22 protein-coding genes are annotated in these 22143 nt (G+C 66.3%); 8 read left to right on the top strand and 14 right to left on the bottom strand.

Features of this window, described 5'->3' with window-relative positions; genetic code table 11:
- The first annotated feature begins 56 nt into the window (after positions 1-56).
- Entirely contained in the window at positions 57-1748 is a 1692-nt protein-coding gene (locus Q0316_RS12225; RefSeq protein WP_298673083.1) for an EAL domain-containing protein, read from the top strand.
- Here Q0316_RS12225 and dapE read toward each other — a convergent pair.
- From dapE to Q0316_RS12180, 9 genes are all read right to left on the bottom strand, one after another.
- Complete coding sequence (gene dapE, locus Q0316_RS12220; protein WP_298672801.1) at positions 1723-2850, bottom strand: succinyl-diaminopimelate desuccinylase; 1128 nt, start codon at positions 2848-2850, stop codon at positions 1723-1725. The two genes, Q0316_RS12225 and dapE, sit on opposite strands and share 26 nt — an antisense overlap.
- Positions 2847-3515 (bottom strand): glutathione S-transferase, encoded by a 669-nt coding sequence (locus Q0316_RS12215; RefSeq protein ID WP_298672798.1) that lies wholly within the window; start codon positions 3513-3515, stop codon positions 2847-2849. Before Q0316_RS12215 ends, dapE begins: the two co-directional genes overlap by 4 nt.
- A 123-nt stretch (positions 3516-3638) precedes the next feature.
- Positions 3639-4082 carry a PaaI family thioesterase gene (locus Q0316_RS12210; protein ID WP_298672796.1) on the bottom strand — a complete coding sequence of 148 codons (444 nt, stop codon included), beginning with the start codon at positions 4080-4082 and terminating at the stop codon, positions 3639-3641.
- 38 nt (positions 4083-4120) lie between these two features.
- Complete coding sequence (gene yihA, locus Q0316_RS12205) at positions 4121-4756, bottom strand: ribosome biogenesis GTP-binding protein YihA/YsxC (protein WP_298672794.1); 636 nt, start codon at positions 4754-4756, stop codon at positions 4121-4123.
- Positions 4753-6453, bottom strand: a complete 1701-nt coding sequence (yidC, locus tag Q0316_RS12200; RefSeq protein ID WP_298672792.1) for a membrane protein insertase YidC — start codon at positions 6451-6453, stop codon at positions 4753-4755. The genes yihA and yidC overlap by 4 nt, the downstream gene beginning before the upstream one ends.
- A gap of 27 nt (positions 6454-6480) precedes the next feature.
- Positions 6481-6693 carry a membrane protein insertion efficiency factor YidD gene (gene yidD / locus Q0316_RS12195; RefSeq protein WP_298672790.1) on the bottom strand — a complete coding sequence of 71 codons (213 nt, stop codon included), beginning with the start codon at positions 6691-6693 and terminating at the stop codon, positions 6481-6483.
- On the bottom strand, positions 6690-7010 hold the full coding sequence (gene rnpA, locus Q0316_RS12190) for a ribonuclease P protein component (RefSeq protein ID WP_298673081.1): 321 nt from the start codon (positions 7008-7010) through the stop codon (positions 6690-6692). Before rnpA ends, yidD begins: the two co-directional genes overlap by 4 nt.
- A 20-nt stretch (positions 7011-7030) precedes the next feature.
- Positions 7031-7165: a 50S ribosomal protein L34 gene (gene rpmH / locus Q0316_RS12185; RefSeq protein WP_017978410.1), complete on the bottom strand. Its 135-nt coding sequence runs from the start codon at positions 7163-7165 to the stop codon at positions 7031-7033.
- Positions 7166-7251: 86 nt separating this feature from the next.
- Complete coding sequence (locus tag Q0316_RS12180) at positions 7252-7539, bottom strand: hypothetical protein (protein ID WP_298672787.1); 288 nt, start codon at positions 7537-7539, stop codon at positions 7252-7254.
- Between the two features lie 145 nt (positions 7540-7684).
- Here Q0316_RS12180 and Q0316_RS12175 point away from each other — a divergent pair, with 145 nt between their 5' ends.
- Entirely contained in the window at positions 7685-9193 is a 1509-nt protein-coding gene (locus tag Q0316_RS12175; protein WP_298672785.1) for a YifB family Mg chelatase-like AAA ATPase, read from the top strand.
- A 22-nt stretch (positions 9194-9215) separates the two neighbouring features.
- Here the strand turns inward: Q0316_RS12175 and Q0316_RS12170 are convergent, their stop codons facing one another.
- Positions 9216-9575, bottom strand: coding sequence for a RidA family protein (locus Q0316_RS12170; protein WP_298672783.1), 360 nt, complete (start codon positions 9573-9575; stop codon positions 9216-9218).
- Positions 9576-9893: 318 nt separating this feature from the next.
- Between Q0316_RS12170 and Q0316_RS12165 the strand changes: the two genes are divergently transcribed.
- The 6 genes from Q0316_RS12165 (at position 9894) to ggt (ending at position 19806) form a co-directional block, all read left to right on the top strand.
- Positions 9894-12821 (top strand): TonB-dependent receptor, encoded by a 2928-nt coding sequence (locus tag Q0316_RS12165; protein ID WP_298672780.1) that lies wholly within the window; start codon positions 9894-9896, stop codon positions 12819-12821.
- Positions 12822-12910: 89 nt separating this feature from the next.
- A complete protein-coding gene (locus Q0316_RS12160) occupies positions 12911-13816 on the top strand; it encodes a LysR family transcriptional regulator (RefSeq protein ID WP_298672777.1) in 906 nt (301 codons plus the stop codon).
- Between the two features lie 101 nt (positions 13817-13917).
- Positions 13918-15186, top strand: a complete 1269-nt coding sequence (locus tag Q0316_RS12155) for an FAD-dependent oxidoreductase (RefSeq protein ID WP_298672774.1) — start codon at positions 13918-13920, stop codon at positions 15184-15186.
- The gene (locus tag Q0316_RS12150; protein WP_298672771.1) at positions 15183-16808 is read left to right on the top strand and encodes an amidohydrolase family protein; all 1626 of its coding nucleotides are present in this window, start codon (positions 15183-15185) and stop codon (positions 16806-16808) included. Before Q0316_RS12155 ends, Q0316_RS12150 begins: the two co-directional genes overlap by 4 nt.
- Before the next feature lie 23 nt (positions 16809-16831).
- Positions 16832-18088 carry a dicarboxylate/amino acid:cation symporter gene (locus tag Q0316_RS12145; RefSeq protein ID WP_298672769.1) on the top strand — a complete coding sequence of 419 codons (1257 nt, stop codon included), beginning with the start codon at positions 16832-16834 and terminating at the stop codon, positions 18086-18088.
- Complete coding sequence (ggt, locus tag Q0316_RS12140; protein ID WP_298672766.1) at positions 18085-19806, top strand: gamma-glutamyltransferase; 1722 nt, start codon at positions 18085-18087, stop codon at positions 19804-19806. The genes Q0316_RS12145 and ggt overlap by 4 nt, the downstream gene beginning before the upstream one ends.
- A gap of 37 nt (positions 19807-19843) precedes the next feature.
- Here the strand turns inward: ggt and Q0316_RS12135 are convergent, their stop codons facing one another.
- The 4 genes from Q0316_RS12135 to Q0316_RS12120 are packed head-to-tail and all read right to left on the bottom strand — an operon-like array spanning position 19844 to position 22011.
- Complete coding sequence (locus tag Q0316_RS12135) at positions 19844-20473, bottom strand: L,D-transpeptidase family protein (protein WP_298672764.1); 630 nt, start codon at positions 20471-20473, stop codon at positions 19844-19846.
- 55 nt (positions 20474-20528) lie between these two features.
- A complete protein-coding gene (locus Q0316_RS12130; protein WP_298672761.1) occupies positions 20529-21476 on the bottom strand; it encodes an aldo/keto reductase in 948 nt (315 codons plus the stop codon).
- Positions 21473-21655, bottom strand: a complete 183-nt coding sequence (locus tag Q0316_RS12125; protein ID WP_298672759.1) for a hypothetical protein — start codon at positions 21653-21655, stop codon at positions 21473-21475. The genes Q0316_RS12130 and Q0316_RS12125 overlap by 4 nt, the downstream gene beginning before the upstream one ends.
- The gene (locus tag Q0316_RS12120; RefSeq protein ID WP_298672757.1) at positions 21652-22011 is read right to left on the bottom strand and encodes a hypothetical protein; all 360 of its coding nucleotides are present in this window, start codon (positions 22009-22011) and stop codon (positions 21652-21654) included. The genes Q0316_RS12125 and Q0316_RS12120 overlap by 4 nt, the downstream gene beginning before the upstream one ends.
- Positions 22012-22143 lie beyond the last annotated feature (132 nt).

Genomic DNA, 22143 nt, shown 5'->3' with positions numbered 1-22143 from the left:
ATACTCTGCGGCACGATATGCGTGTCGCACCATTAAGGGGCCGAGTAACCATAATGGTGGAAAGGGTGACGCTTAAGAGCAGGGCCGTCACGTTCGCGCTTTGCGCGGGCGGCGTCGCGTTCTTCCTTGCGTTATTGGTCACCGGCAGGGACAATTTCGGCCTTGGCCTCTATGCGCGCGCGCTGGTTCCCGCGATCGTTTGCGCGGTGATGTGCTGGGCCTCCACGCAACGCGTCGTCGCGACGACGGCGGAGGCGATCGACAAGGCGGTGGACCGGCTGGCCGATGCCGCCGATGGCGTGATCGGCGCGCGCGTGCCCGACGAGATTCGCGCGACCGTGCCGCAACTCGGCATCGCGATGGATCGCCTGTTCGCGCAATTGACCGACAATATGGAGAATATCCAGCGGCTCGCGCTGTTCGATCCGGTGACGGGGCTCGCCAATCGCACCAATTTCCGCACCAGCGCGGAACGGCTGCTATCCGAAACCGCGCCCGAACGATGCGCGCTGTTCTTCATTGATCTCGATCGCTTCAAGGCGGTCAACGACACGCACGGGCACGCCTGTGGCGACATGTTGCTCGCGATGGTGGCTGATCGGCTGCACGGCGTGGCGGATCGCGCGATTGCGGAGGCGGATATCTATCCGCCGCTGATCGGGCGCCTCGCGGGTGATGAATTCACGATGCTGTTTCCGGTGCTTGGGGATCAGCGCGACGCCGGCTGGATCGCCACGCAGGTGCTGGAGGCGCTCGCCACGCCATTTCCGCTGACCGGGGGAGAGGTGCTGATCGGCGCCTCGATCGGCATCGCGGTGCGGCCCGATCACGGCATCACGCTGCACGATCTGATGCGCTGCGCCGATGCCGCGATGTATCGCGCCAAATCGCAGGGGCGTGGTCGGTTTGAAATATATAGCGACGAACTGGCCGAGCAGATGGCGAGCCGCGTGCGGCTTGACGGCGAATTGCGCGCCGCGCTCGATCGCGATGACTTCACGCTTGTTTTCCAGCCCGAGGTCTCGCTCGCCGGCGGCAATGTCGTGGCCGCAGAGGCGCTGCTCCGGTGGCAACATCCGACGGACGGCCTGCGCCTTCCGGGCACCTTCATCGGGCGCGCGGAGGAAAGCGGGCTGATGGTGGAGATCGGTGATTGGGTGCTGGCAAAGGTGGCGCGAACCATCGCGCATTGGGCGTCGATCGGTTTCGAGGGGCGGCTGGCGATCAACGTCAGCCCGCGCCAGATCGACCGCGCCGATTTCTTCACCCGGCTGCGCGCCGCGATGCGCGAGGCGCACGCGCCGGCACGCCTGCTGGAACTGGAACTCAACGAAACGGTTGCCGCGCACGCCCGCGCGGACGCGATCGCCGCGCTGGCGCAATTGCGCGATGATGGCGCCACAATCGCGATCGACGGGTTCGGCACGGGATTGTCTAGCGTCGCGCGGCTGCGGCAATTGCCGATTGATCGCGTCAAGCTCGATCGCAGCCTGATCGCGATGATTGTTGACGATCATGCCGCGCGGCTCATCGCCGGATCGCTTGTCGGGCTGATCCACGGCCTGGGTTGCGAGGCGGTGGCGGAGGGCGTGGAAACCCCCGCCCAGGCCGAGTTGCTGCGCGTTATCGGCTGTGATGCGATCCAGGGCTATGGCGTCGCGCGCCCGATGACGGAGGCGGATTTCCTCGCCTGGGCCGCCGCGCTCGACGATCTGGATCCGGTTACCCGGCCCGCATCGCTCGGCTGATGATATCGGCGTAGATGTCGGTCAGCGTGGCGAGATCGTCCACCGCAACCGCCTCGTCCAGCTTGTGCATCGTCGCGTTGACGAGGCCGAACTCCACCACTGGGCAGATTGCCGAGATGAAGCGCGCGTCGGACGTGCCGCCCGTTGTGGAAAGCGTGGGGGCGATGCCGGTGCGTGCGGTGATCGCATTGCTCACCATCGCGGAAAGAGCGCCTGGCTCGGTCAGGAAAGCCTCTCCGGAAATCCGCGCGTCCACCGTCGCCTGGCGGTCGTGGGCGTGGACGATCCGCTCGATCCTCCGCGCGAGATCGGCGCCCGTATGCTCGTCGTTGAAACGGATCGACAGCCGCGCGGCGGCGCGCGCCGGGATCACGTTGGTCGCGGGATTGCCGACGGTGATGTCGGTGATTTCGATGTTCGATGGCTGGAACCAGTCAGTCCCCTGATCGAGCGTGATCGCGTCGATCTCGGCGAGCATCGCCACCAGCCGGGGAATCGGATTGTCGGCCAGATGGGGATAGGCGACATGGCCCTGCCTGCCCGGCACGTCGATCCAGATGTTGACCGAGCCGCGCCGCCCGATCTTCACCATGTCCCCCAGCCGCGAGACCGAGGTGGGCTCGCCGACCAGGCACATGTCCGGCTTCAGCCCGCGCGCAGCCATGCGATCGAGTATCGCGCGGGTGCCGTGTATCGCCGGGCCTTCCTCGTCGCCGGTCAGCAACAGGCTGATCGTGCCGCTGGCGGGCGTGCGCGCGGCGGCGGCGATGAAGGCGGCGATGGCGCCCTTCATGTCCACCGCGCCGCGCCCGTGGAGCAGCCCGCCACGCACTTCCGGGGCGAAAGCGCCCGAAACCCAGCCCTCGCCGGGCGGTACGACATCGAGGTGCCCGGCGAATGCGAAATGCGGGCCACCCGATCCGCGCACCGCGATCATATTCTCGACCGGCCCGTCGGGCGCATCCCCCGTGACGAAGCGATTGACCGTGAAGCCGAGCGGCGTGAGCATTTCCTCCACCACGTCGAACACGCGGCCGATCGCCGGCGTCACGCTTTCGCAGGCGATCAGCGCCTCGGCGAGCGCCAGCGCGTCGCGGCTCACGCTTCAGTCGCCGGCTGTTCGAAGCGTTCGATCACCCATTCTTCCTCCTGCGCGGCGGCGATCCAGTCCTGCATGAAGGGATGGTTGAGCACCGCCTCGATATAGCCGGTCGCAAAGCGCGCCACGGGAAGCGAATAAGTGACGATCCGGGTGCAGACGGGCGCGAACATGATATCCGCCGCGCCGAACGCGCCGAACAGGAAATCCCCGCCGCCGCCGAAGCGCGCGCGCGCCTGCGCCCACAATTCCATGATCCGCGTGAGATCGGCGATCACCTCCGTGGACGGATTTCCGGGCGGATAGACCTGCCGGATGTTCATCCCGCATTCGCGGCGCAGCGCGGCGAAGCTCGAATGCATCTCCGCCGCCATCGAGCGCGCCATCGCGCGCGCGGCATTATCCGCCGGCCAGAATTTCTCGCGGCCCACCTTGTCGACAAGATATTCGATGATCGCGAGGCTATCCCACACCACCGCATCGTCATCCCACAGGATCGGCACCTTGCCGGATGAAGGGGCGAATTCGTCGCCCTCGCGGCGCTTGTCCCAATCCTGATCGTAGAGCGGTACGACCATTTCCTCGAACGGCAGGCCGGATTGGCGGCAGGCGAGCCAGCCGCGCAGCGACCACGACGAATAGGCCTTGTTGCCGATGATGAGCTTCATGCGCAGGTCGCTCGCGTTGGTTGAGACTGTTCGCCCGCGATAGCGCATTTTTCGCGCGCCGAAAGGGTTCCGCGCGGGACATGCGATTGATCGGCAATCCCACGCGATTCGATCCCGCCGCGCTCAGGGCAGCGCATATCCCACGGTCGATTGCGCGATCACGCGATCCTCATCACCCTGCCAGATGCGAACATCCACCGTCGCCAGCCGCCGCCCGAGCTTCAGGATCACGGCATCGGCGTGGATCGGCTCGAACCGGCAGGCGCGCAGAAACGAGATCGACAGCGCGTTCGTCACCGCCATCGCTTCCGGCCCGTGATGGGCGGCGATGATCGCATATGCCGCAAGGTCCACCAGCGTCATCAGCGTTGGCCCGGAGACGATGTTGCCGGGGCGCTTCATCGACGCGTCCGGATCGAGCCGGATGCGCAGGTGATTGAGTCGCAGCGCCTCGATCTCGCCCAGATTCGGGCGGGCGGGCGGCGGGAATGCTTCTTCGAGGAAGGCGCGAACCTGCGCGGCCGTCAGCCGCAATTGCAATGTTGGCGAGGCCGCCTGATGCACCATGCGTCTCCGTTATCGCGCGACCGTTTGCGGGGGCGGGCTTAGCTGATCGCCTCGATCACCGCGGCGCGCAGTTCGGGGATGCCCATCCCGCCTTCGGACGAGGTGGTGATGATGTCGGGATGCGCGGCGGGGCGCTTGCGTGCTTCCTCCGCGGTGCGTTCGGCGACGGCGGCGAGGTCCGTCGCCTTCACCTTGTCCGCCTTGGTGAGAACGAGGCGGTAGCTCACCGCCGCGCGATCGAGCATCTCAAGGATTTCGCGATCGACTTCCTTGATGCCGTGGCGGCTGTCGATCAGCACCAGTGCGCGCTTCAACTGCTGCCGCCCGCGCAGATAATCGTTCACGAGGAAGCGCCACTTCTTCACCATGTCCTTCGGCGCCTTGGCGAAGCCATAGCCGGGCATGTCCACCAGACGGAAGGCGAGCGGCGATCCGATATCGAAGAAGTTGAGTTCCTGCGTGCGCCCCGGCGTGACAGAGGTGCGGGCCAGCGCCTTGCGCCCGGTGAGCGCATTGATGAGCGATGATTTGCCCACGTTCGATCGCCCGGCGAACGCCACCTCCGGCACGATCGCATCGGGCAGGAAATTGAGCGCGGGCGCCGATTTCAGGAACTCGATCGGGCCGGCGAAAATCTTCCGCGCGGCCTCGATCTGATCTTCGTCGAACGTCACTTCGATGTGGCCTCAAGCAACGCCGGGTGGCGGGCATAGAGCACGCGCTGCTGGACGATCGTGATGATGTTGGTGGTGATCCAGTAGACCTGCAGGCCCACCGCGAACGGCGCCATCACGAACATCAGCACCCATGGCATCAGCGCGAAAACCTGCTTTTGCGTATCGTCCATCGGCGTCGGGTTCAGCTTGAACTGGAAGTACATGCTGATGCCCAGGATGATCGGAATCACGCCGATCGCCAGGAAATGCGGCGGGGTGAAGGGGAGCAGCCCGAACAGGTTGACCGGGGTGAGCGGATCGGGCGCGGACAGATCCTTGATCCACGCGACGAACGGCTGGTGCCGCATTTCGATCGTCAGCATCAGCACCTTGTACAGCGCGTAGAAGATCGGAATTTGGAGCAGCGTGGGCAGGCAGCCGGCCAGCGGATTGACCTTTTCCGCCTTGTACAGCGCCATGATCTCCTGCTGCTGGCGCTGCTTGTCGTCCTTGAAGCGTTCCTGGATCGCCTTCATCTTCGGCTGCACCGCGCGCATATGCGCCATCGAGGCATATTGCCGCTGCGCGATCGGGAAGACGAGCGCGCGGATCGTGAAGGTCAGCAGGATGATCGCCACGCCGAAATTGCCGACCATGCGGAACAGCCAGTCGAGATAATAGAAGATCGGCTTTTCGATCACGCGGAACCAGCCCCAGTCGATCGCGTAATCGAGCTTGGTGGCACCTTCCTTGTCGGTATAGCGATCGAGCAGCTTCACTTCCTTCGCGCCCGCGAAGAAACGCGAGGTCTGCGTCAGTTCGCGGCCCGGCGGCAACACTTGCGGGGCGGCGGTATAATCGGCCTGATAGCTGTGGTTGGCGCCCGCGCGGAACTGGCCGTCGAAGGTGCGCGCCTGATCGGGGAGCAGCGCGGTCAGCCAGTATTTGTCGGTGAAGCCGAGCCAGCCGCCGGTCGAGGTGAATTTCTGCGGCTCCTTGTCCACGTCCTTGAAATCAGGAGCGTAGTTGGCGGCGCCATTCGCGACGGACATCGGGCCGGTATGGATCGTCCAGCTCGCCGGGTCTTTCGACACGCCGACGCGATTGACGAGGCCATAGGTCGCGACAGGCACGGCGTTGCGCCCGCCGTTGGCGACCGTCTGGCGAACCGAGAACATATAGTCCTTGTCGACCGAAAGCTCGATCTGGAAACGCTGGCCATTGGCATTGGCCGCGCTCAGCGTGACCGGCTTGCCCGGCGCGAGGATGGTGGAGGATGCCGTCCACACCGTATCGGCGGCGGGCGGCGCAAGGCCGTCGTCGCGCCAGCCGAAGGCGGCGAAATTGGCGTCGGCGGTGCCGGCGGGGGAGAGGAGGCGGATCGGCGGCGAATTCTTCGCGATCGTCTCCTTGTAATTGGTGAGTACCAGATCGTCGATCCGCGCGCCCTTCAGGTTGATCGAGCCCTGCATGGTGGGCGTCTCGATCTTCACGCGCGGCGATTCGGCCAGCACCACCCGGCGATCGCGGATCGCGCCGGGGGCCTCGGCGGTCGCGGCGGCCTTGCCTTCGACGATCTCGGTCTTGCCGCCCTCGATCTTCGTCACCGGCGGATTGGCGGCGGGGAAAAAACGGTTCTGGATCACCGGCCAGCCGAACAGGATCAGCGCGGCGATCACCGCGAACAGCACGAAATTCTTGTTTTCTTGGCTCACGTCAGATCCTGTCTCTGGCGATTCTGGTTACGGCACGGGGTCATAGCCGTGGCCGCCCCACGGATGGCAGCGCGCGATGCGTTTGGCCGCGAGCCAGCTTCCGCGCACAGCCCCATAGCGGCGAAGTGCCTCGATTGCATAGGCGGAACACGATGGCTGATAGCGGCAGGTGGGCGGCAATACCGCCGATGGCCCGATCTGCCACGCGCGAACGAGCAGCATGAGCGCCTTCGCGATCACCGCCGCCGCGCCTTGGCCAGCGCCTTGGCGAGTTCGTCGCGTAGCAGGGAATAGGGGCGCTCGATGCCCGATTGCCGCCCGATCAGCACATGATCCGCGCCGCCGATGCCGTCCGACGGCATCAGTTCACGCGCGAGCGCACGCAGCCGGCGCTTCATGCGGTTGCGCACCACGGCATTGCCGATTTTCTTGGTAACGGTGAAGCCCACGCGGATCGTCTCGTCGCCGTCGCCGCGCGGGCGCACAAGCAAGACAAAGCCGGGCATCGGCACGCGACGCCCGGCGTTGGCGGCAAGAAATTCCGGTCGCCTGGTCAGCCGCGAAAGCGGCCGCGGGTTCAGGCCGACAGCTTCTTGCGGCCGCGCGCGCGGCGCGCCCGGATCACCGCACGACCGCCCACCGTCGCCATCCGCGAACGGAAGCCGTGACGGCGTGCTCGCACCAGATTGCTCGGTTGAAAGGTCCGCTTCATCGTTCATTCCCGAATCTAAAAAATCAAAGGCCGTCGCAACAGGACGGCCCGAACAGGGCGCCGCATAGGCCGATGGGGCGCGCAAGTCAACGCGATCGCGTCCGCTGATCCGCGCGATTGCGCGCGTGGCGGCGCAAGGCGCTCTGCCGCCGCATCGTACGATCGACGAGATGCCCGGTGCGCGGCCAGCGCCGCTTCAGCCGCGCCCAGCGCACCTGCGCCCAGCGCGAATTGCGCAGGATGAGAATCATGCCCCCCGCGAACAGGAATACGCCGCCCGGCCCAGGCAGCGGTCCCATCACAGCCGCGCCGATCAGCAGCAGCACGCCAAGCGTGAGCTGGATGATGCGGGACACGGGATGGCGCTGCGACATGGCGGGCATTTGGGGCAGGTCCGTGGTGAGCGCAAGACGGGCGAAGGGTGGTTTTCGTTCGTGGCGAAACCGTTATGAATGCTCGCTGTCCGGGCGGGTATTCGCGAAAACAGCGATGGCGCCGTTCGGATCGACCGGGGGGAAAATGGCAGCAATCGTCGCGACCGTCGCATATCTCGGGCTGGAGGCGCGCGGGGTTGAAGTGCAGGTGCAGCTCATTCCGGGCCTTCCCGCCTTCAATCTCGTCGGGCTGGCGGACAAGGCGGTGGGGGAAAGCCGCGAGCGGGTGAGGGGCGCGATCGCCGCGATGGGGCTGGCGCTGCCGCCGAAGCGGATCGCGGTGAATCTGTCGCCGGCCGATCTGCCGAAGGAAGGATCGCATTTCGATCTGCCGATCGCGCTCGGGCTGCTGGCCGCGATGGGCGTGGTCGATGCCGAGGCGCTGGCCGATTACGTCATCGTCGGCGAACTGACGCTCGACGGGCGGCTGGCGCCATCGCCCGGCGTGCTGCTCGCGGCACTTCATGCGGCGGAGGCGGGGAAGGGGCTGATCTGCCCCGCTGCGCAGGGGCCGGAAGCGGCGTGGAGCGGCTCGATCGAGGTGGTCGCCGCGCCCGATCTGATCTCGCTCATCAATCATCTGAAAGGGCATCAACTGCTCGCCGTACCCACGCCCGGTGACGTGGACGAGTCGCGGGCCGGCCCCGATCTCAGGCAGGTGAAGGGGCAGGAAGTCGCCAGGCGCGCGCTGGAGATAGCGGCGGCGGGCGGGCACAATCTGCTGTTCGTCGGGCCGCCGGGCGCGGGCAAGTCGCTGATGGCGGCGTGCCTGCCCGGCATCCTCCCCCCGCTCGACGCGGCGGAGGCGCTGGAGGTGAGCATGGTGCAGTCGGTCGCGGGCACGCTTTCCGGCGGGCAGTTGACCCGCGCACGCCCGTTCCGCAGCCCGCATCACAGCGCCTCGATGGCGGCGCTCACCGGCGGCGGGCTGCGCGTGAAGCCGGGGGAGGTGAGCCTCGCGCATCTCGGCGTATTGTTTCTCGATGAATTGCCGGAATTCCAGCGCGCGGTGCTCGATTCGCTGCGCCAGCCGCTCGAATCCGGCGTGGTGAGCGTGGCGCGTGCCAATGCGCACGTCACCTTCCCCGCGCGGGTGCAGCTTATCGCGGCGATGAACCCGTGTCGCTGCGGGCATCTCGGTGACGCCAGCCTCGCCTGCGCGCGCGCGCCGAAATGCGCGGCGGATTATCAGGCGAAGGTTTCGGGGCCGCTGCTCGATCGTATCGACCTGCATGTAGAGGTGCAGGCGCTGTCCGCCGCCGATCTGGTGATGCCGCCGCCCGCCGAAGGCTCCGTCGAAGTGGCCGCGCGGGTCGCGGCGGCGCGGTCGGTGCAGACCGGGCGCTATCGCGACACGGGCGCGCGCACCAATGCCGAGGCCGACGGCGCGGTGCTGGAGCAGGTGGCGACGCCCGACGACGCTGGCCGCGCGCTGCTGGCGCAAGCGGCGGCGACGTTGCGGCTTTCCGCGCGCGGCTATACCCGTGTGCTGCGCGTCGCGCGGACCATCGCCGATCTCGCGGGCGCGCAAACGGTCAGCCGGCTGCATGTCGCGGAGGCGCTGAGCTACCGGCGGCAGGCGCCGGTCAGTTGACCGATCCGCCCGCCGATCGGCCCTAGGCGCGCACCGCCACCGCTTCGATCTCCAGCAGCGCATCCGGCGCGACCAGCCCCGAAACGACGGTCGAGCGCGCCGGATAGGGCGCGCTGAAAAAGGTTTCGTAAATCGCATTGAATTGCGCCATCGCCGCCGGATCGGTGATCCACACGGTCGTCTTGACCACGTCGCTCAATGATGCGCCCGCGCTATCGAGCACGCCCGACAGATTCTCCAGTGCCCGACGGGCCTGCGCCTCGATTCCGCCGGGGACGATGCCGCCATCGGCGCCGCGGGGAAGTTGCCCGGAAACGAAGATCAACCCGGCGGCGGTTTCACGGAATGGGGCAAGGGGTGGTCGCGCGTTCGGCTTCGTCACATTCATCTCCATGGCGGAAGGCCCATTGTCGGCCCGGCGTTCGCGGCGGGCAAGCTCGCGAAATGGTTTGGCGTCATAGCATCAGGCTATGGCTTGTCCGGGCGTCGGAAAGGCTGGAGAGGTGGGGTGACCCATAACGATAGGCTATGGATCGGCGATGTCTTGATATCGCTGCTGTGTCTTGGCTTGCGTATCGCCACGCGGCTAACCTCGGGCAGCAAAATCGCAACCGGGGGGATTGCCATGACTTTTTCTGCGTCGGCGCGCGTGGCGCTATTTGCCAGCGTGTCCATTTTTGCCGCCGCCGCGAGCGCGGCGATGCCTGTTCAGCAAGCAACCCAGGCCGATGCCGGAAGCCCGGAAAGCGCCGGGCCGGATATCGTGGTCGTCGGCAGCCAGATCGAAGGCGCGCGGCAAAGCGAGGCGCTGCCCGTCACCGTTCTAGGTGAAGACCGGATCGCGGCGACCGGCGCGATTTCCGGGGATGATCTGTTCCGTTCGATCCCGCAGGCCGGCGACGTGAACTTCCAGGAGGCCCGCACCACCGGCAACCTGAACGACGCGCGCGGCGATAACGCCTCAATCAATTTGCGCAGCGTGGGCACCGGCAACACGCTCGTCCTCTTGAACGGCCGCCGCATGGTGCCGACGCCGGGGACGCAGACCGAGAATTTCGTTCCGGTCCAGACGGTGAACATCAATTCCTTCCCGGTCGGCGCGATCCGCCGGCTGGAGGTGCTGCGCGATGGCGCGGGCGCGATTTATGGCTCGGATGCGGTCGCCGGCGTGGTCAACGTGGTGCTCGACGACAAGTTCGACGGGGTTCGGCTCGATGCCCGCTATGGCTTTGCCGACGATACCGACGAAAAGACCATCGCGCTCAAGGCGGGCACCCGCACCAAGGGCGGCGGTCGTTTCATGATTTTCGGCAGCTACACCGATCGCGCGCCGCTGTTCGCCCGCGATCGCGCGATATCGGCGAGCGAGGATCACCGCGGGATGCTGGTGGGCACCCCGTATGAAGGGGATACCGCGTTCGACAATCGCTCCACCTCGTCGCCATGGGGCTCCTTCACGGTGATCCCGTCGTCCACCGTGGTGCGCCAGAACGGCACCGCGCTCACCTCATCGGGGGTGTTCCATGTCGAGCCGGTCTCGAACACCGGCGCCGGCTGTTCCAGCACCACCTATAACAACAATCTCTGCCTGCGCAGCGGCGGCATTACCGGCGCGGCGGACCGCCCGCTGCGCTATGACGAGAACCCGGATCGCACGATCCGCGGCCAGCTCAATCGCTATAACCTTTTCACGACCTTCCGACAGGACATCGGCGAGGCGGAGCTGTTCACCGAACTGGCATATTATCATGCGGTTCTGGATGGGCAGCGCGAACAGTCCGCGCCGGTATCGAGCGCGCCGATCAGCATCCCGGCGAGCAATTACTGGAACCCGTTCGGCGCGCTGACGATCAATGGCGCCGCCAATCCCAATCGCCTTCCGGGCCTGACCGGGGTGCCCGCCGGCGGCCTTGCGCTGCGCCTGACGAATTATCGCCCGGTGGATGCCGGGCCGCGCACCTATACCGTGACCGATGATATGGTACGCGGGTTGATGGGGCTGCGTGGCTCCTGGGGCGCGTTCCGCTGGGATTCGGCGGTGAGCTACGCCTTCGCGCGCACCGACGACAATACGCACAATGCCATCAGCAACACGCTGTTCCAGCAGGCGCTGGCGCGCGCCACGCCCGATGCCTACAATCCGTTCAACGGCGGCAGCCAGCCGAACTATTCGCTCGGCGATGCGACGCCGAACGATCCGGCAACGATCCGCTCATTCCAGGTCGAGGTTCGCCGGATCAGCAAAACCTCGCTGGCGACCTGGGATTTCAAGCTTTCGAACGCGCAACTGCTGGCGCTGCCGGGGGGCGATCTGGGCTTCGCCGCCGGGCTTGAGGTGCGGCGTGAAACCTATGAGGACAATCGCGATCCGCGCCTCGATGGAACCAACACCTATACCGATATGGTAACGGGCACGACGTATAATTCCGACGTTCTCGGGGCGAGCGCGTCGCCCGACGTGAAGGCGCATCGCGTTGTCGCTTCCGCGTTCGTCGAACTCGCGGTGCCGGTCGTCTCGGAGGAAATGAACGTGCCGCTGATGCGGTCGCTGGATTTCCAGCTTGCCGCGCGCGACGAGCGTTATTCGGATTTCGGCAATGTCTTCAAGCCGAAGGTGGCTGCCGGCTGGACGGTCGTGCCGGGTATCAAATTGCGCGGTTCCTGGTCGCAAAGCTTCCGCGCGCCGAACCTGCCGCAATTCTACAGCTCGGGCACGCAGGTTTCGAACACGCGCACAGATTATGCCTTCTGTCGCCTGAACGGGACGACGTGCAGCGGCGTCAGCACGCTGGAAATCCGATCGGGCAATCAGCGGCTCCAGCCGGAAAACGCGGAGAATTTCTCGGCGGGGATCGTGCTCCAGCCGCGGTTCGTGCCGGGCCTGACGATGACGGCGGATTACTGGTCGATCTACGAAAAGGGCGTGATCGGCATCCAGGGCGCGCAAAATCAGATCCTGTACGATTATCTGTTGCGGCAGAGCGGGGGCAGCAATCCGAATGTCGTTCGCCTGCCCGCGGCGGCGGGGCAGGCCGTGGGCGATCTATCCTATGTGCAGGATGATTATTTCAATCTCGGGCCGCGCCTCATCAAGGGGCTGGATTTCGAGATCAGCTATAATTCCGGTCGCACCGCGCTGGGCACGTTCAACATTGATCTGGCCGCGGCCAAGCTCCTGAAGCTCAATCAGGAAGCATCCGACATGCAGGCCAAGCTGATCGCCGCGAACCAGGCGGGGAAGCTCGGCCCGAATATCGCGATCACCGCCGCTGGCGATCAGATCATGCAGAACGGCAATCCCGAATGGCGCGGATCCGCGAACGTCACCTGGCGCCTGAACGGCATGAGCGCGGGGCTGCTGGTGAGCTATGTCGGCCCGGTGTTCGATACCGGCCCGGCGCTGATCGACGGCAAGTTCTACAAGGTGCCAAGCTGGACGACAGTGAACCTCTACGCCCAGTATCAGTTCGGGAAGGAAAGCCGGTTGAGCGGGCTTCGTTTCCGCGTCGGCGCACGTAATCTGTTCGACAAGGATCCGCCGCTTTATTCCTCGAACTACGGCTTCCTTGGATCGCTGCACAATGCGACGGGGCGCCTGATCTACACCGAGATCGCCAAGACGTTCTGATCGCGCAGCGGTTGTTCGGGCGCACCCCGGACAACCGCTGGCCGATCGGGCCTGCTTGTCGTTGGCGCTGGCCCGGCTAGTATCGCGCGATGCGCCTTCGCCAGATCGAGATTTTCCACGCCGTCTATTCCAATGGTTCGATCAGCGCGGCGGCGCGGGCGCTCAACGTCTCGCAGCCGTCGGTCAGCAAGGTGCTACGCCATACCGAGGATCAACTCGGTATCACGCTGTTCACGTTGGTGCGCGGCCGCCTAGTGCCGACCGACGAGGCGCACGCGCTGTTTCGCGAAGTCGACGAGGTTTTCCATCGCATCTCGTCATTGCGGCAGACCGCGCGCAATCTGCGCGGCTCCGGCGCCGGGCATCTTCGGCTGGGGGTGGTTCCGTCACTTGGGCTGGAGGTGGCGCCGCGCGCTGTATCGGCGTTTCGCGCGCTTCATCCCGAGGTGACGTTCGATATCCAGACGCTGCATCATCATGACATGATTCAGGCATTGTATGAGCGCGAGTGCGATCTTGCGATCGGATATGATCCGCCCGCGCACCCGCGAATGGCGACGCGCCGGCTCACCACCGCCGAATTGCTGCTGGTTTCGCCGCAGGGCACCTTCGATAGCGAGCGGGAGCGCGTGCCGCTGTCGGAGCTGGAACGGCACGATCTCGTCGGCGTCGCGGCAAGCGGCCCGGTCGGCGATATCGCGGCGGCGGCGTTCGATCGCGCCGGCATCTCGGTGCGCGAGGTCGTGTCCGTCGGCACCTATTATATCGCGGCGGCACTGGCGCGTTTTGGCTGCGGCGTCGCGCTGGTCGACGAATTCACCGCTAGCGCGATCCGATCGAGCGACGTTGATATCCACGGGCTGGAGCCGAGGCTGCGCTTCGGCGTTCAGGTCGCCTGGCTTGAGGATCGCCCGCTATCGGCGCTTGCGGAGCGTTTCGTCGCCACGGTCTCCAGCGAAATCGCGAAGAAGGATCATCGGCCCGAGGCGCAATAGCCTTTGGTTATGGAGTCGGTCCAAATTGCTTGGCTGCTCCGCCTTGCCCGGCCCACGGCCTTTTGTAGGATGCCGGCGATAAGGGGCCGGTAGAGGGGTATATGATCCTGACAGAAGCGGATCGCGCCGTGTCGGCGGGTCCAGCGCGAATGCGCGCACGTTCGATCATCGTGATCGGCGCAGGGGTCGTCGGGGTCGCCACCGCTTACGCTTTGGCGCGGCGCGGCGCGAAAGTCATATTGATCGACCGGGCGGAGACGGCGGGGCGCGGCACGTCTTACGCGAATGGCGCGCAGCTCAGCTATGTCTATACCGATGCGCTCGCCAATCCGGCGTTGCTGAAGCGCATTCCCGCGCTGTTGATCGGTCTTGATCCCGTATTCCGCTTGCGTCCCTCGGTCGATCCGGCGTTTTTCGGATGGCTGCTTGGCTTTCTGCGCAACGCTTCATCCACGCGGTTCAGGAGCAATACGATCGAAGGCCTGCGGCTCGGTCTGGAATCCCGCCGGGCGCTGCATTCGCTGCTCGAACGCCATCCGATCGCGTTCGACCATGCCGCGCCGGGAAAGTTGCATATCCACGAGCATCCGGCCTCCCTTGCCGCTGCTCGGGCGATGGCCGAGTTGAAGGGCGGTCACGGCGCGATCCAGCACTGCCTGACGCGCGCGGAGGTGGTTGCGATCGAGCCGGCGCTCGCGGCGCGGCGCGGGGCGTTCGCCGGCGCGATCTACACGCCGGATGAGGAGGTGGGAGACCCCTATCTGTTCTGCAACGCGATGCTGGCTGTGCTGCGACGCGATTACGCGGTGGACATCCGCCTTGAAACGAATGTTGCCGCGATCGACGGCACGGCTGACCGGGCGGTCGCGATCTGTGCGGAGGGCGAGCGGATCGAGGCGGATGAGATCGTGTTGTGCACCGGCATTGATACCATGCGTCTGCTGCGCGGCACCGGGATCAGCGCGCCGATCCTGCCGATGAAGGGATATTCCTTCACCGCGCCCGCCGGCGCCGCGATGCCGAAGGTGAGCATCACCGATGTCGTGCGAAAGATCGTCTTCTGCCGATTGGGGACGAAGCTGCGCGTCGCCGGGCTGGCGGAGCTTGGCGTGCATGATACGACGATTGATGCGCGAAGGCTCGATCAGCTTCGCGGGTCATCACGCGCTGTTTTGCCCGATGCCGCGAATTATGATGCGGCGCATGGCGGCTGGGCCGGCCTTCGTCCGGTGACGCCATCGTCGCTGCCGATCATACGGCGGGCGCGATCGCGGATCAGCCTGAACGTCGGGCATGGCATGTTGGGCTGGACATTCGCGATGGGCTCCGCCGAACGTGTCGCGCGAATGATATTGGGGGAGGATAGATGATCGGGATCGGATACGGCGCCGTCTTCTTGCGCCGCGGGACATTGATGTGCGCGATCGCCGCCGTCGCGATCCCGACGAATGCCGCCTCCGGGCGAGCACCCGCGCCATCGCCGGTTGATATCCTCATCGCGGGCGGCACGGTGATCGACGGCACGGGCGCGCCCGCACGCCGCGCGGACATCGGGGTGCGCGGCGACCGGATCGTCTTCATCGGCGATGGCGGCGCGCTGCGGCGGACCGCGCGGCGGGTGATCGACGCGACGGGGATGCTGGTCACCCCCGGTTTCATTGATCCGCACACCCACGAGGACGCCGATATCGCCTCTCCCGATCGCACGCGGCGCCTCGCGCTCAACCAGCTTGCGCAGGGCGTAACGACGATCATGGTCGGCAATGACGGCGATGGCGATCCCGCGATATCGGCGCGGTTCGCGCGGATGAGCGAAGCCGGGGCCGGGGTGAACATCGCGCGCTTCGTCGGCTTTGGCGCGGTGCGCTCGCAGGTGGTTGGGCGGGATGATCGCGCGCCGACGCCGGCTGAAACGGAACGGATGCGGGCACTGGTCGCGGGTGCGATGTGCGAGGGCGCGGTGGGGTTTTCGACCGGGCTTTATTATGCGCCGCAAAGCTTTGCCAAGACCGGAGAGGTGATCGCGCTCGCGCGTGAGGCGGCGGCGCGTGGCGGGGTTTATGATACCCATATGCGCGACGAAGGCTCCGAGACGATCGGGGTCGGCGCTGCGGTGGACGAGGCATTGCGCATCGGCCGCGAGGCGGGGATGCCGGTTCATATCGCGCACATCAAGGCGCTCGGCGTCGACGTGCAGGGAAAGGCGGGCGAAATCGTCGCCCAGGTGGAGCGCGCGCGCGCGGCGGGGCAAGCGGTGACGGCGGATCAATATCCGTGGTCCGCATCGGGCACGCGCCTTTCCGCCGCGCTGGTGCCGCGCTGGGCGCATGACGGCGGGATCGCCGCGATGCGCAAGCGCCTGGCGGATCCGGCGCTGACCCCGCGCCTGAAGCGCGAAATGGCCGACAATCTGCGCCGGCGCGGCGGGGCGGGCGCGTTGCTTCTGACCGGCGGCGCGCACGCCGGGAAGCGATTGGACGCGATCGCCGCCGATTGGAGAATTGATCCGGTCGATGCGGCGATCCGCATCCTCGTTTCGGGCGATCCCGCGCCGGTGGCCTCGTTCAACATGGCGGACAGGGATATCGACGTGTTCGCGCGCCAGCCCTGGGTGATGACCAGTTCCGATGGCAGCGCGGGGCATCCGCGCAAATACGGCAGCTTCGCCCTCGCCTGGACGCGCTTCGTCCGCGATGGGCATAGCCTGTCGCCGGAGCAGTTCGTGCGCCGTTCGAGCGGGCTGACCGCCGAGGCGTTCGGCCTCACCGATCGCGGGCTGTTGAAACCCGGTGCGTTCGCCGACGTGGCGGTGTTCGATGGCAGGCAATTTGCCGCGCGCGCCGATTACGAGCATCCCGAACGCCTCGCCGCCGGGGTCCGCGCGGTGATCGTCAACGGCGTCGTTGCGATCGAGAACGGCAATCCCACCGGCGTGCTGGCGGGGCGCGCCGTCCGCAAGGATACCACCGCGCTGAAGGATTGCCGCCGGTGACGGAGGGAAGCACTCCCGCCGAAATGCCGCGCGGCATTGCCGGGCGCTGGTTCGCCATCCCGCTGTGGAAGCGGATATTCGCGGCGATGCTGCTCGGCGCGCTCGTCGGCTTCTGGGCGGGCGAGTCGGCGGTCGCGGTCAAATGGATTGGCGATATCTTCGTCCGGCTGATCCGGATGCTCGTCGTGCCGCTGGTTTTCGTCACGATCGCCTCGGGCGTCGCGGCGCTCGGCGATCCGCGAAAGCTCGGGGCGATGGGGGCGCGCACGCTTGGCCTTTATGCGCTGCTGATGATGATCGCCGCTTGCGTCGGCGTGATGTTCGGCGCGCTGCTGGAGCCCGGAGCGGGCGTAAGCTTCGCGGCGGTCGCAGCGAAGACCGTGGCCGCCCCGAAAGAGCCGCTCGCCCTGCTGCTCGGCATCATCCCGGTAAATCCGGTGCAGGCGATGGCCGAGGGCGATACGCTGGCGGTGATATTCTTCGCGCTGTTGGTCGGCGCGGGCGTGATCGCCGCCGGGCCACGCGCGCGCGTCTTCAGCGAGATGCTGTCCGGCGCGTCGGAGGTGATGCTGCGGATCGTCGGCTTCGCGATGGAGGTCGCGCCGTTCGGCGTGTTCGCGCTGATCGCGGTGGTGGTCGGGGCGAACGGGGCGGCGGTGTTCGCGCCGGTGCTGAAGCTGGGGCTGTGCGTGATCGGTGGCTCGCTGGTGCAGACCGTGCTGGTTCACGGCGGGCTGGTGCGGTTGCTGGCGCGGCTGCCGGCGCTGCCGTTCTTCCGGGGGATCGCCGATGCGATGATGGTGGGGTTCTCCACTGCCTCCAGTTCCGCCGCGCTGCCGGTGGCGATGCGCGTGGCGGAGGACAATCTCGGCATCGGCAAGCCGGTTGCCTCCACGGTGCTGCCGCTCGGCGCGGTGATCGGCATGGATGGCGCGGCGCTATACGTCGGCGCGCTGGCGATGTTCTCTGCCCAGGCCTTCGGGATCGAGCTTGGCCTGGCCGCGCATGTCACCGTCGCGCTCAGCACCGCGCTGGTCGCGATGGGCGTGGGGCCGGTGCCTTCCGGCTCGTTGTTCGTGCTGGCGGCGGTGCTCGCCACGATCGGCATCACGCCGGAGCAGACCGCGCTGGTCGTCGGCTTCGTCCTGCCGTTCGATCGCCTGCTCGATATGACCCGCACCATTCCCAATGTCACCGCCGATCTGGCCGTCGCCACGGTTGTGGGGCGCAGCGAGCGGCAAATAGACCTCACCGTGTTTGCCTCAAGGAATGTCGAATGATGCCAGCCTTGCCCCGCATCCTGGCGGCCATTGGCGCCGGCGCGCTCGCGCTCACGCCGTTGGGCGCGCAGCAGAAGCAGTTGCTCGAATATCCCAGCATCCATTCCCCGGTGGTGGGAGAGCGCGGGATGGTCGTTTCGCAGAGCGCGCCTGCCTCGCAGGTCGGCACGGCGATCCTGCGTGGCGGTGGCAATGCGGTGGATGCGGCGGTCGCCACCGCCTTCGCGCTCGCGGTAACGCTGCCGCGCGCGGGCAATATCGGCGGCGACGGGTTCATGCTGATCCATGACGCGAAGACCGGCAGGGACGTGGTGGTCGATTTCCGCTCGGTCGCGCCACAGGGCGCGAAGCTTTCGATGTTCATCGACGATCGGGGGCGGGAGGCGCCCGCTGCGAGCCGGGGATATCTTGCGCCGTCGGTGCCGGGAACGGTAGCGGGGCTGTATCTCGCGCAGCGCAAATATGGCCGCCTCGCCTGGGCGGACGTGGTGAAGCCGGCGATCGCGCTCGCCGAGCAGGGCATCACGCTCACCCCGGATGAAGCATTCGTGTTCAGTTGGGGCAGGCAACGCCTGTCGACCAGCGCCGCCGCCCGTGCCGCATATTACCGCGCCGATGGCAGCCTGTATCGCGCGGGCGAGACGATGAAGCTGCCCGATCTCGCCTGGACGCTGCGCCAGATCGCGGCGCGCGGCGCGGATGGCTTCTACAAGGGTGAGGTCGCGCAACGCATCGCGAGCGATATGAAAGCGCATGGCGGGCTTATCACGCTGGATGACCTGAACGCCTATCGCCCGATCGAGCGCGCGCCGTTGCTGGGCGAGTATCGCGGGATCAGGGTGGTGACGACCCCGCCCGCGAGCGCCGGGGGCGCCACGCTTATCAACATGCTAAATATTCTGGAAAATTTCGATCTGAAATCGGCAGGGGCCGGCTCCGCGCGCTCGCTTCATGTGATGGCGGAGGCGATGAAGCTGGGTTACGCCGATCGCTATCGCTATCTTGGCGATCCGGCTTTCGCGCGTGCGCCGGTGGCCGGGTTCGTGTCGAAAGCTTATGGCCGGGAACGCGCGAAGCTCATTGATCCTGATCGCGCCCGGCCCGCGAAGATGCTGGGCGTCGGCGATCCGTGGCGGTTCGAAAGCCCGTCGACCACGCACTTCTCGGTCGCCGATGCTGAAGGGAATGCGGTCAGCACCACTTACACGCTCGGCGCGGATTTCGGTTCCGGCGTGATGATCGCCGGCACCGGGATATTGCTCAACAACCAGATGAACAATTTCGATCACGCCGGCGCCGCGCGGGCGCTGCGTGATGGCGCTCCGGCTCCGCTCAACGCAATGGCGCCCGGCAAGCGCATGTTGTCCACGATGATGCCGACGATGCTGTTCAAGGATGGCAAGCCGTGGGTCGTCACCGGCTCGCCGGGCGGCAGCACGATCATCGACACGGTGTTGCAGATCGTGGTGGATGTCGTCGATTTCGGTCTCAACATCGACGAGGCGACACATCAGCCGCGCATCTTCCAGGCGGCGAACGACAATCTGCGCGTCGAACCCAATTTCAATCCCGATACGCGCGCGCTTCTGGAGCGGATGGGGCATCCGGTCATATCGGATGAAACCATGGGCAGCGCCCAGTCGATCATGATTGATCGCGGCCTGTTCCTCGGCGCCGCCGACCCCCGCCGCCCCGGAGCCGCCGCCATCGCTTTTTGACGGTGACCGGAGCGGAACGGAACGTCGATCCGCCGCCTCAGGCCGCCGTCACCGGCTGGCCGACGCTCAGCTTCTCGCCATGGGTGACGATGACCGTGTCGCCGAGCTTCACCGCGTTGAACAGCTTCTTCGCGAAAGGCTCCGGCACGCCGATGCAGCCGTGCGTCATATAACCATCGCGCACTTCGCTCGCGTGGATCGAGATGCCGTCGTTGGTCAGCCGCAGCATATAGGGCATCGGCGCGTTATAGATGTTCGATACGTGATCGGCATCCTTCTGCGTGATCGGATAGACGCCGGTGGGGGTGGGTTTGGCGTCCGCGCCATAGAGGACGGCGGCCGTGCCGATTTCATAGCCGTCGCGGAAGATACTGATGACCTGCGCGGCGAGATCGACGGTGATGATGATCCGTCCGCTCTTGGGCGCGGCGCTTTCGTCCCAGTGGAAATCGCCCATCCGCATCGGGCCTTTGATCGGCAGAATATGCTTTACGGTATAAGCGGCGGGATCGCTGATCGGCGCGGGCTTCGACGCCGGGCGCGATACCGGCGGCACCTCACGAGAGACGAGGATCGGTTGCGCTGCCGAGCGCGATGCCGCCAGCGTCACCGAGGTGGCGGCGCAGACCGTCGCGATACCAAGCGCGATATAGGAGGGGTGGACCATGATGCGCGCTATAGCCGCGAAGGGGTTGCCATTCCGCTACCAGGCCGGGAGCCGCTCACGCCCCGGCATCGGTGAGGCGGGCGAGCTGCTCGGCTGACAGCGCCAGTTCGGTCGCGGGCATCAGTTCCGCGAGTTGCGCGGTGCTGGTGGCACTTGCGATCGGCGCGGTGACGCCGGGCTGCGCGATCAGCCACGCAAGCGCGATCTGCGCCAGCGAAGCGCCCGTTTCCGCTGCCACCGCATCGAGTGCATCGAGCATGGTGCGCCCCTTGCCCTCCAGCAAATCCCCCATCCGCCCGCCGCGCACGCTTTTGCCCAGATCGTCGCGCGAGCGATATTTGCCGGTGAGGAAGCCCGAGGCGAGGGCGTAATAGGGCACCACGCCGACGTTATGCTCGATGCAATAATCCTCAAGCTCGCCCTCGAACCTGTGGCGGCTGACGAGATTATATTCGGGCTGGAGGACATGATAGCGCGGAAACCCGGCCGCCGCGGCCGCATCGTTTGCTGATTTTAGCCGCGTGGCGTGGAAATTCGAGGCGCCCAGCACGCGCACCTTGCCGGCATCGACCAGCTTCGCGAACGCCTCCAGCGCTGCTTCCTGCGGCGTCGCATCATCATCCTGATGCGCGAAATAAAGGTCGATGCGATCGGTGCCGAGCCGCTTGAGAGACGCGTCGCACGCCGCCGCGATCCGCGCGGGCGCCAGCTTCTCGCCACCGTCACCGGGCAACATCCCGACCTTGGTGGCAAGCAGCACCCTATCGCGCTTGCCGGTGGCGCGCAGCCATTCGCCGATCATGCTTTCGGATTCGCCGCCCTTATGGCCGGGCGCCCAGGCCGAATAGACGTCCGCCGTGTCGATCATCGTGCCACCGGCGTCGACGAACGCATCGAGCACCGCGAAGCTCGCCGCGCGGTCCGCCGTCCAGCCGAACACGTTGCCGCCCAGCACCAGCGGCGTGATTTCGAGATCGGTCGCGCCGAGACGACATTTGGTCATTGCCCGTCCTCATCATTGTCGATCACCGCCGCCGCGCTGACGCTATTGGCATCGAGCATCGCGGCGGCCTCGTTCAACTGTCGTTCCTCGTCCGGCGTAACCGCGCCGGGTGCCGCCGGTTGCGAGGAGCAGGCGGCGAGAAGCGCCAGCGACACCCCCGCCGCGAGCCGCGCGATCAATGCTTGTCGATCGTGTTGCCGGCGTCTTTCAGCGCGTTGCCGGTGGCGTCGCGCGCGCGATCCGCACCGTTCCTGATCGCGTCGCCCGCCTTGTCGAGATGCTGGTCGAGCGACTTGTCGGCTTTCTCGCTGCCGGCTTTCAGCTTGTCGCCGGCATTGTCCATCGCGGAGCCGGCGCGATCCAGCGCCTGATCGGTTGCGGCCTGCACGTCGTCCACCGCGTTGCGCGTTGTCGCGCCCAGGTCCGCGCCGATCGCGTTGGCGGCCTCGGCGCTCTGATCCTGCGCGTTCTTGCTGCACGCGCCCAGGCTTGCCACGGCGGCGATCGCGAATGCGAAAGTGGCGATCTGCTTCATCTAATCACTCCCATTGTCGGATGCCGGCGCGCCGGCGACGAGGCGGATAACGTGGCCCAGCCGGTTTCGCTCCGCAAGTGATCGGTGGCCGGGTGAGGCGTTGACCTCATATAAAGATATCTTTATATCTTC

The sequence above is a fragment of the uncultured Sphingomonas sp. genome (genome assembly GCF_937871615.1).
Lineage (GTDB): Bacteria > Pseudomonadota > Alphaproteobacteria > Sphingomonadales > Sphingomonadaceae > Sphingomonas.
This window is presented reverse-complemented; position numbering and strand designations above follow the sequence as displayed.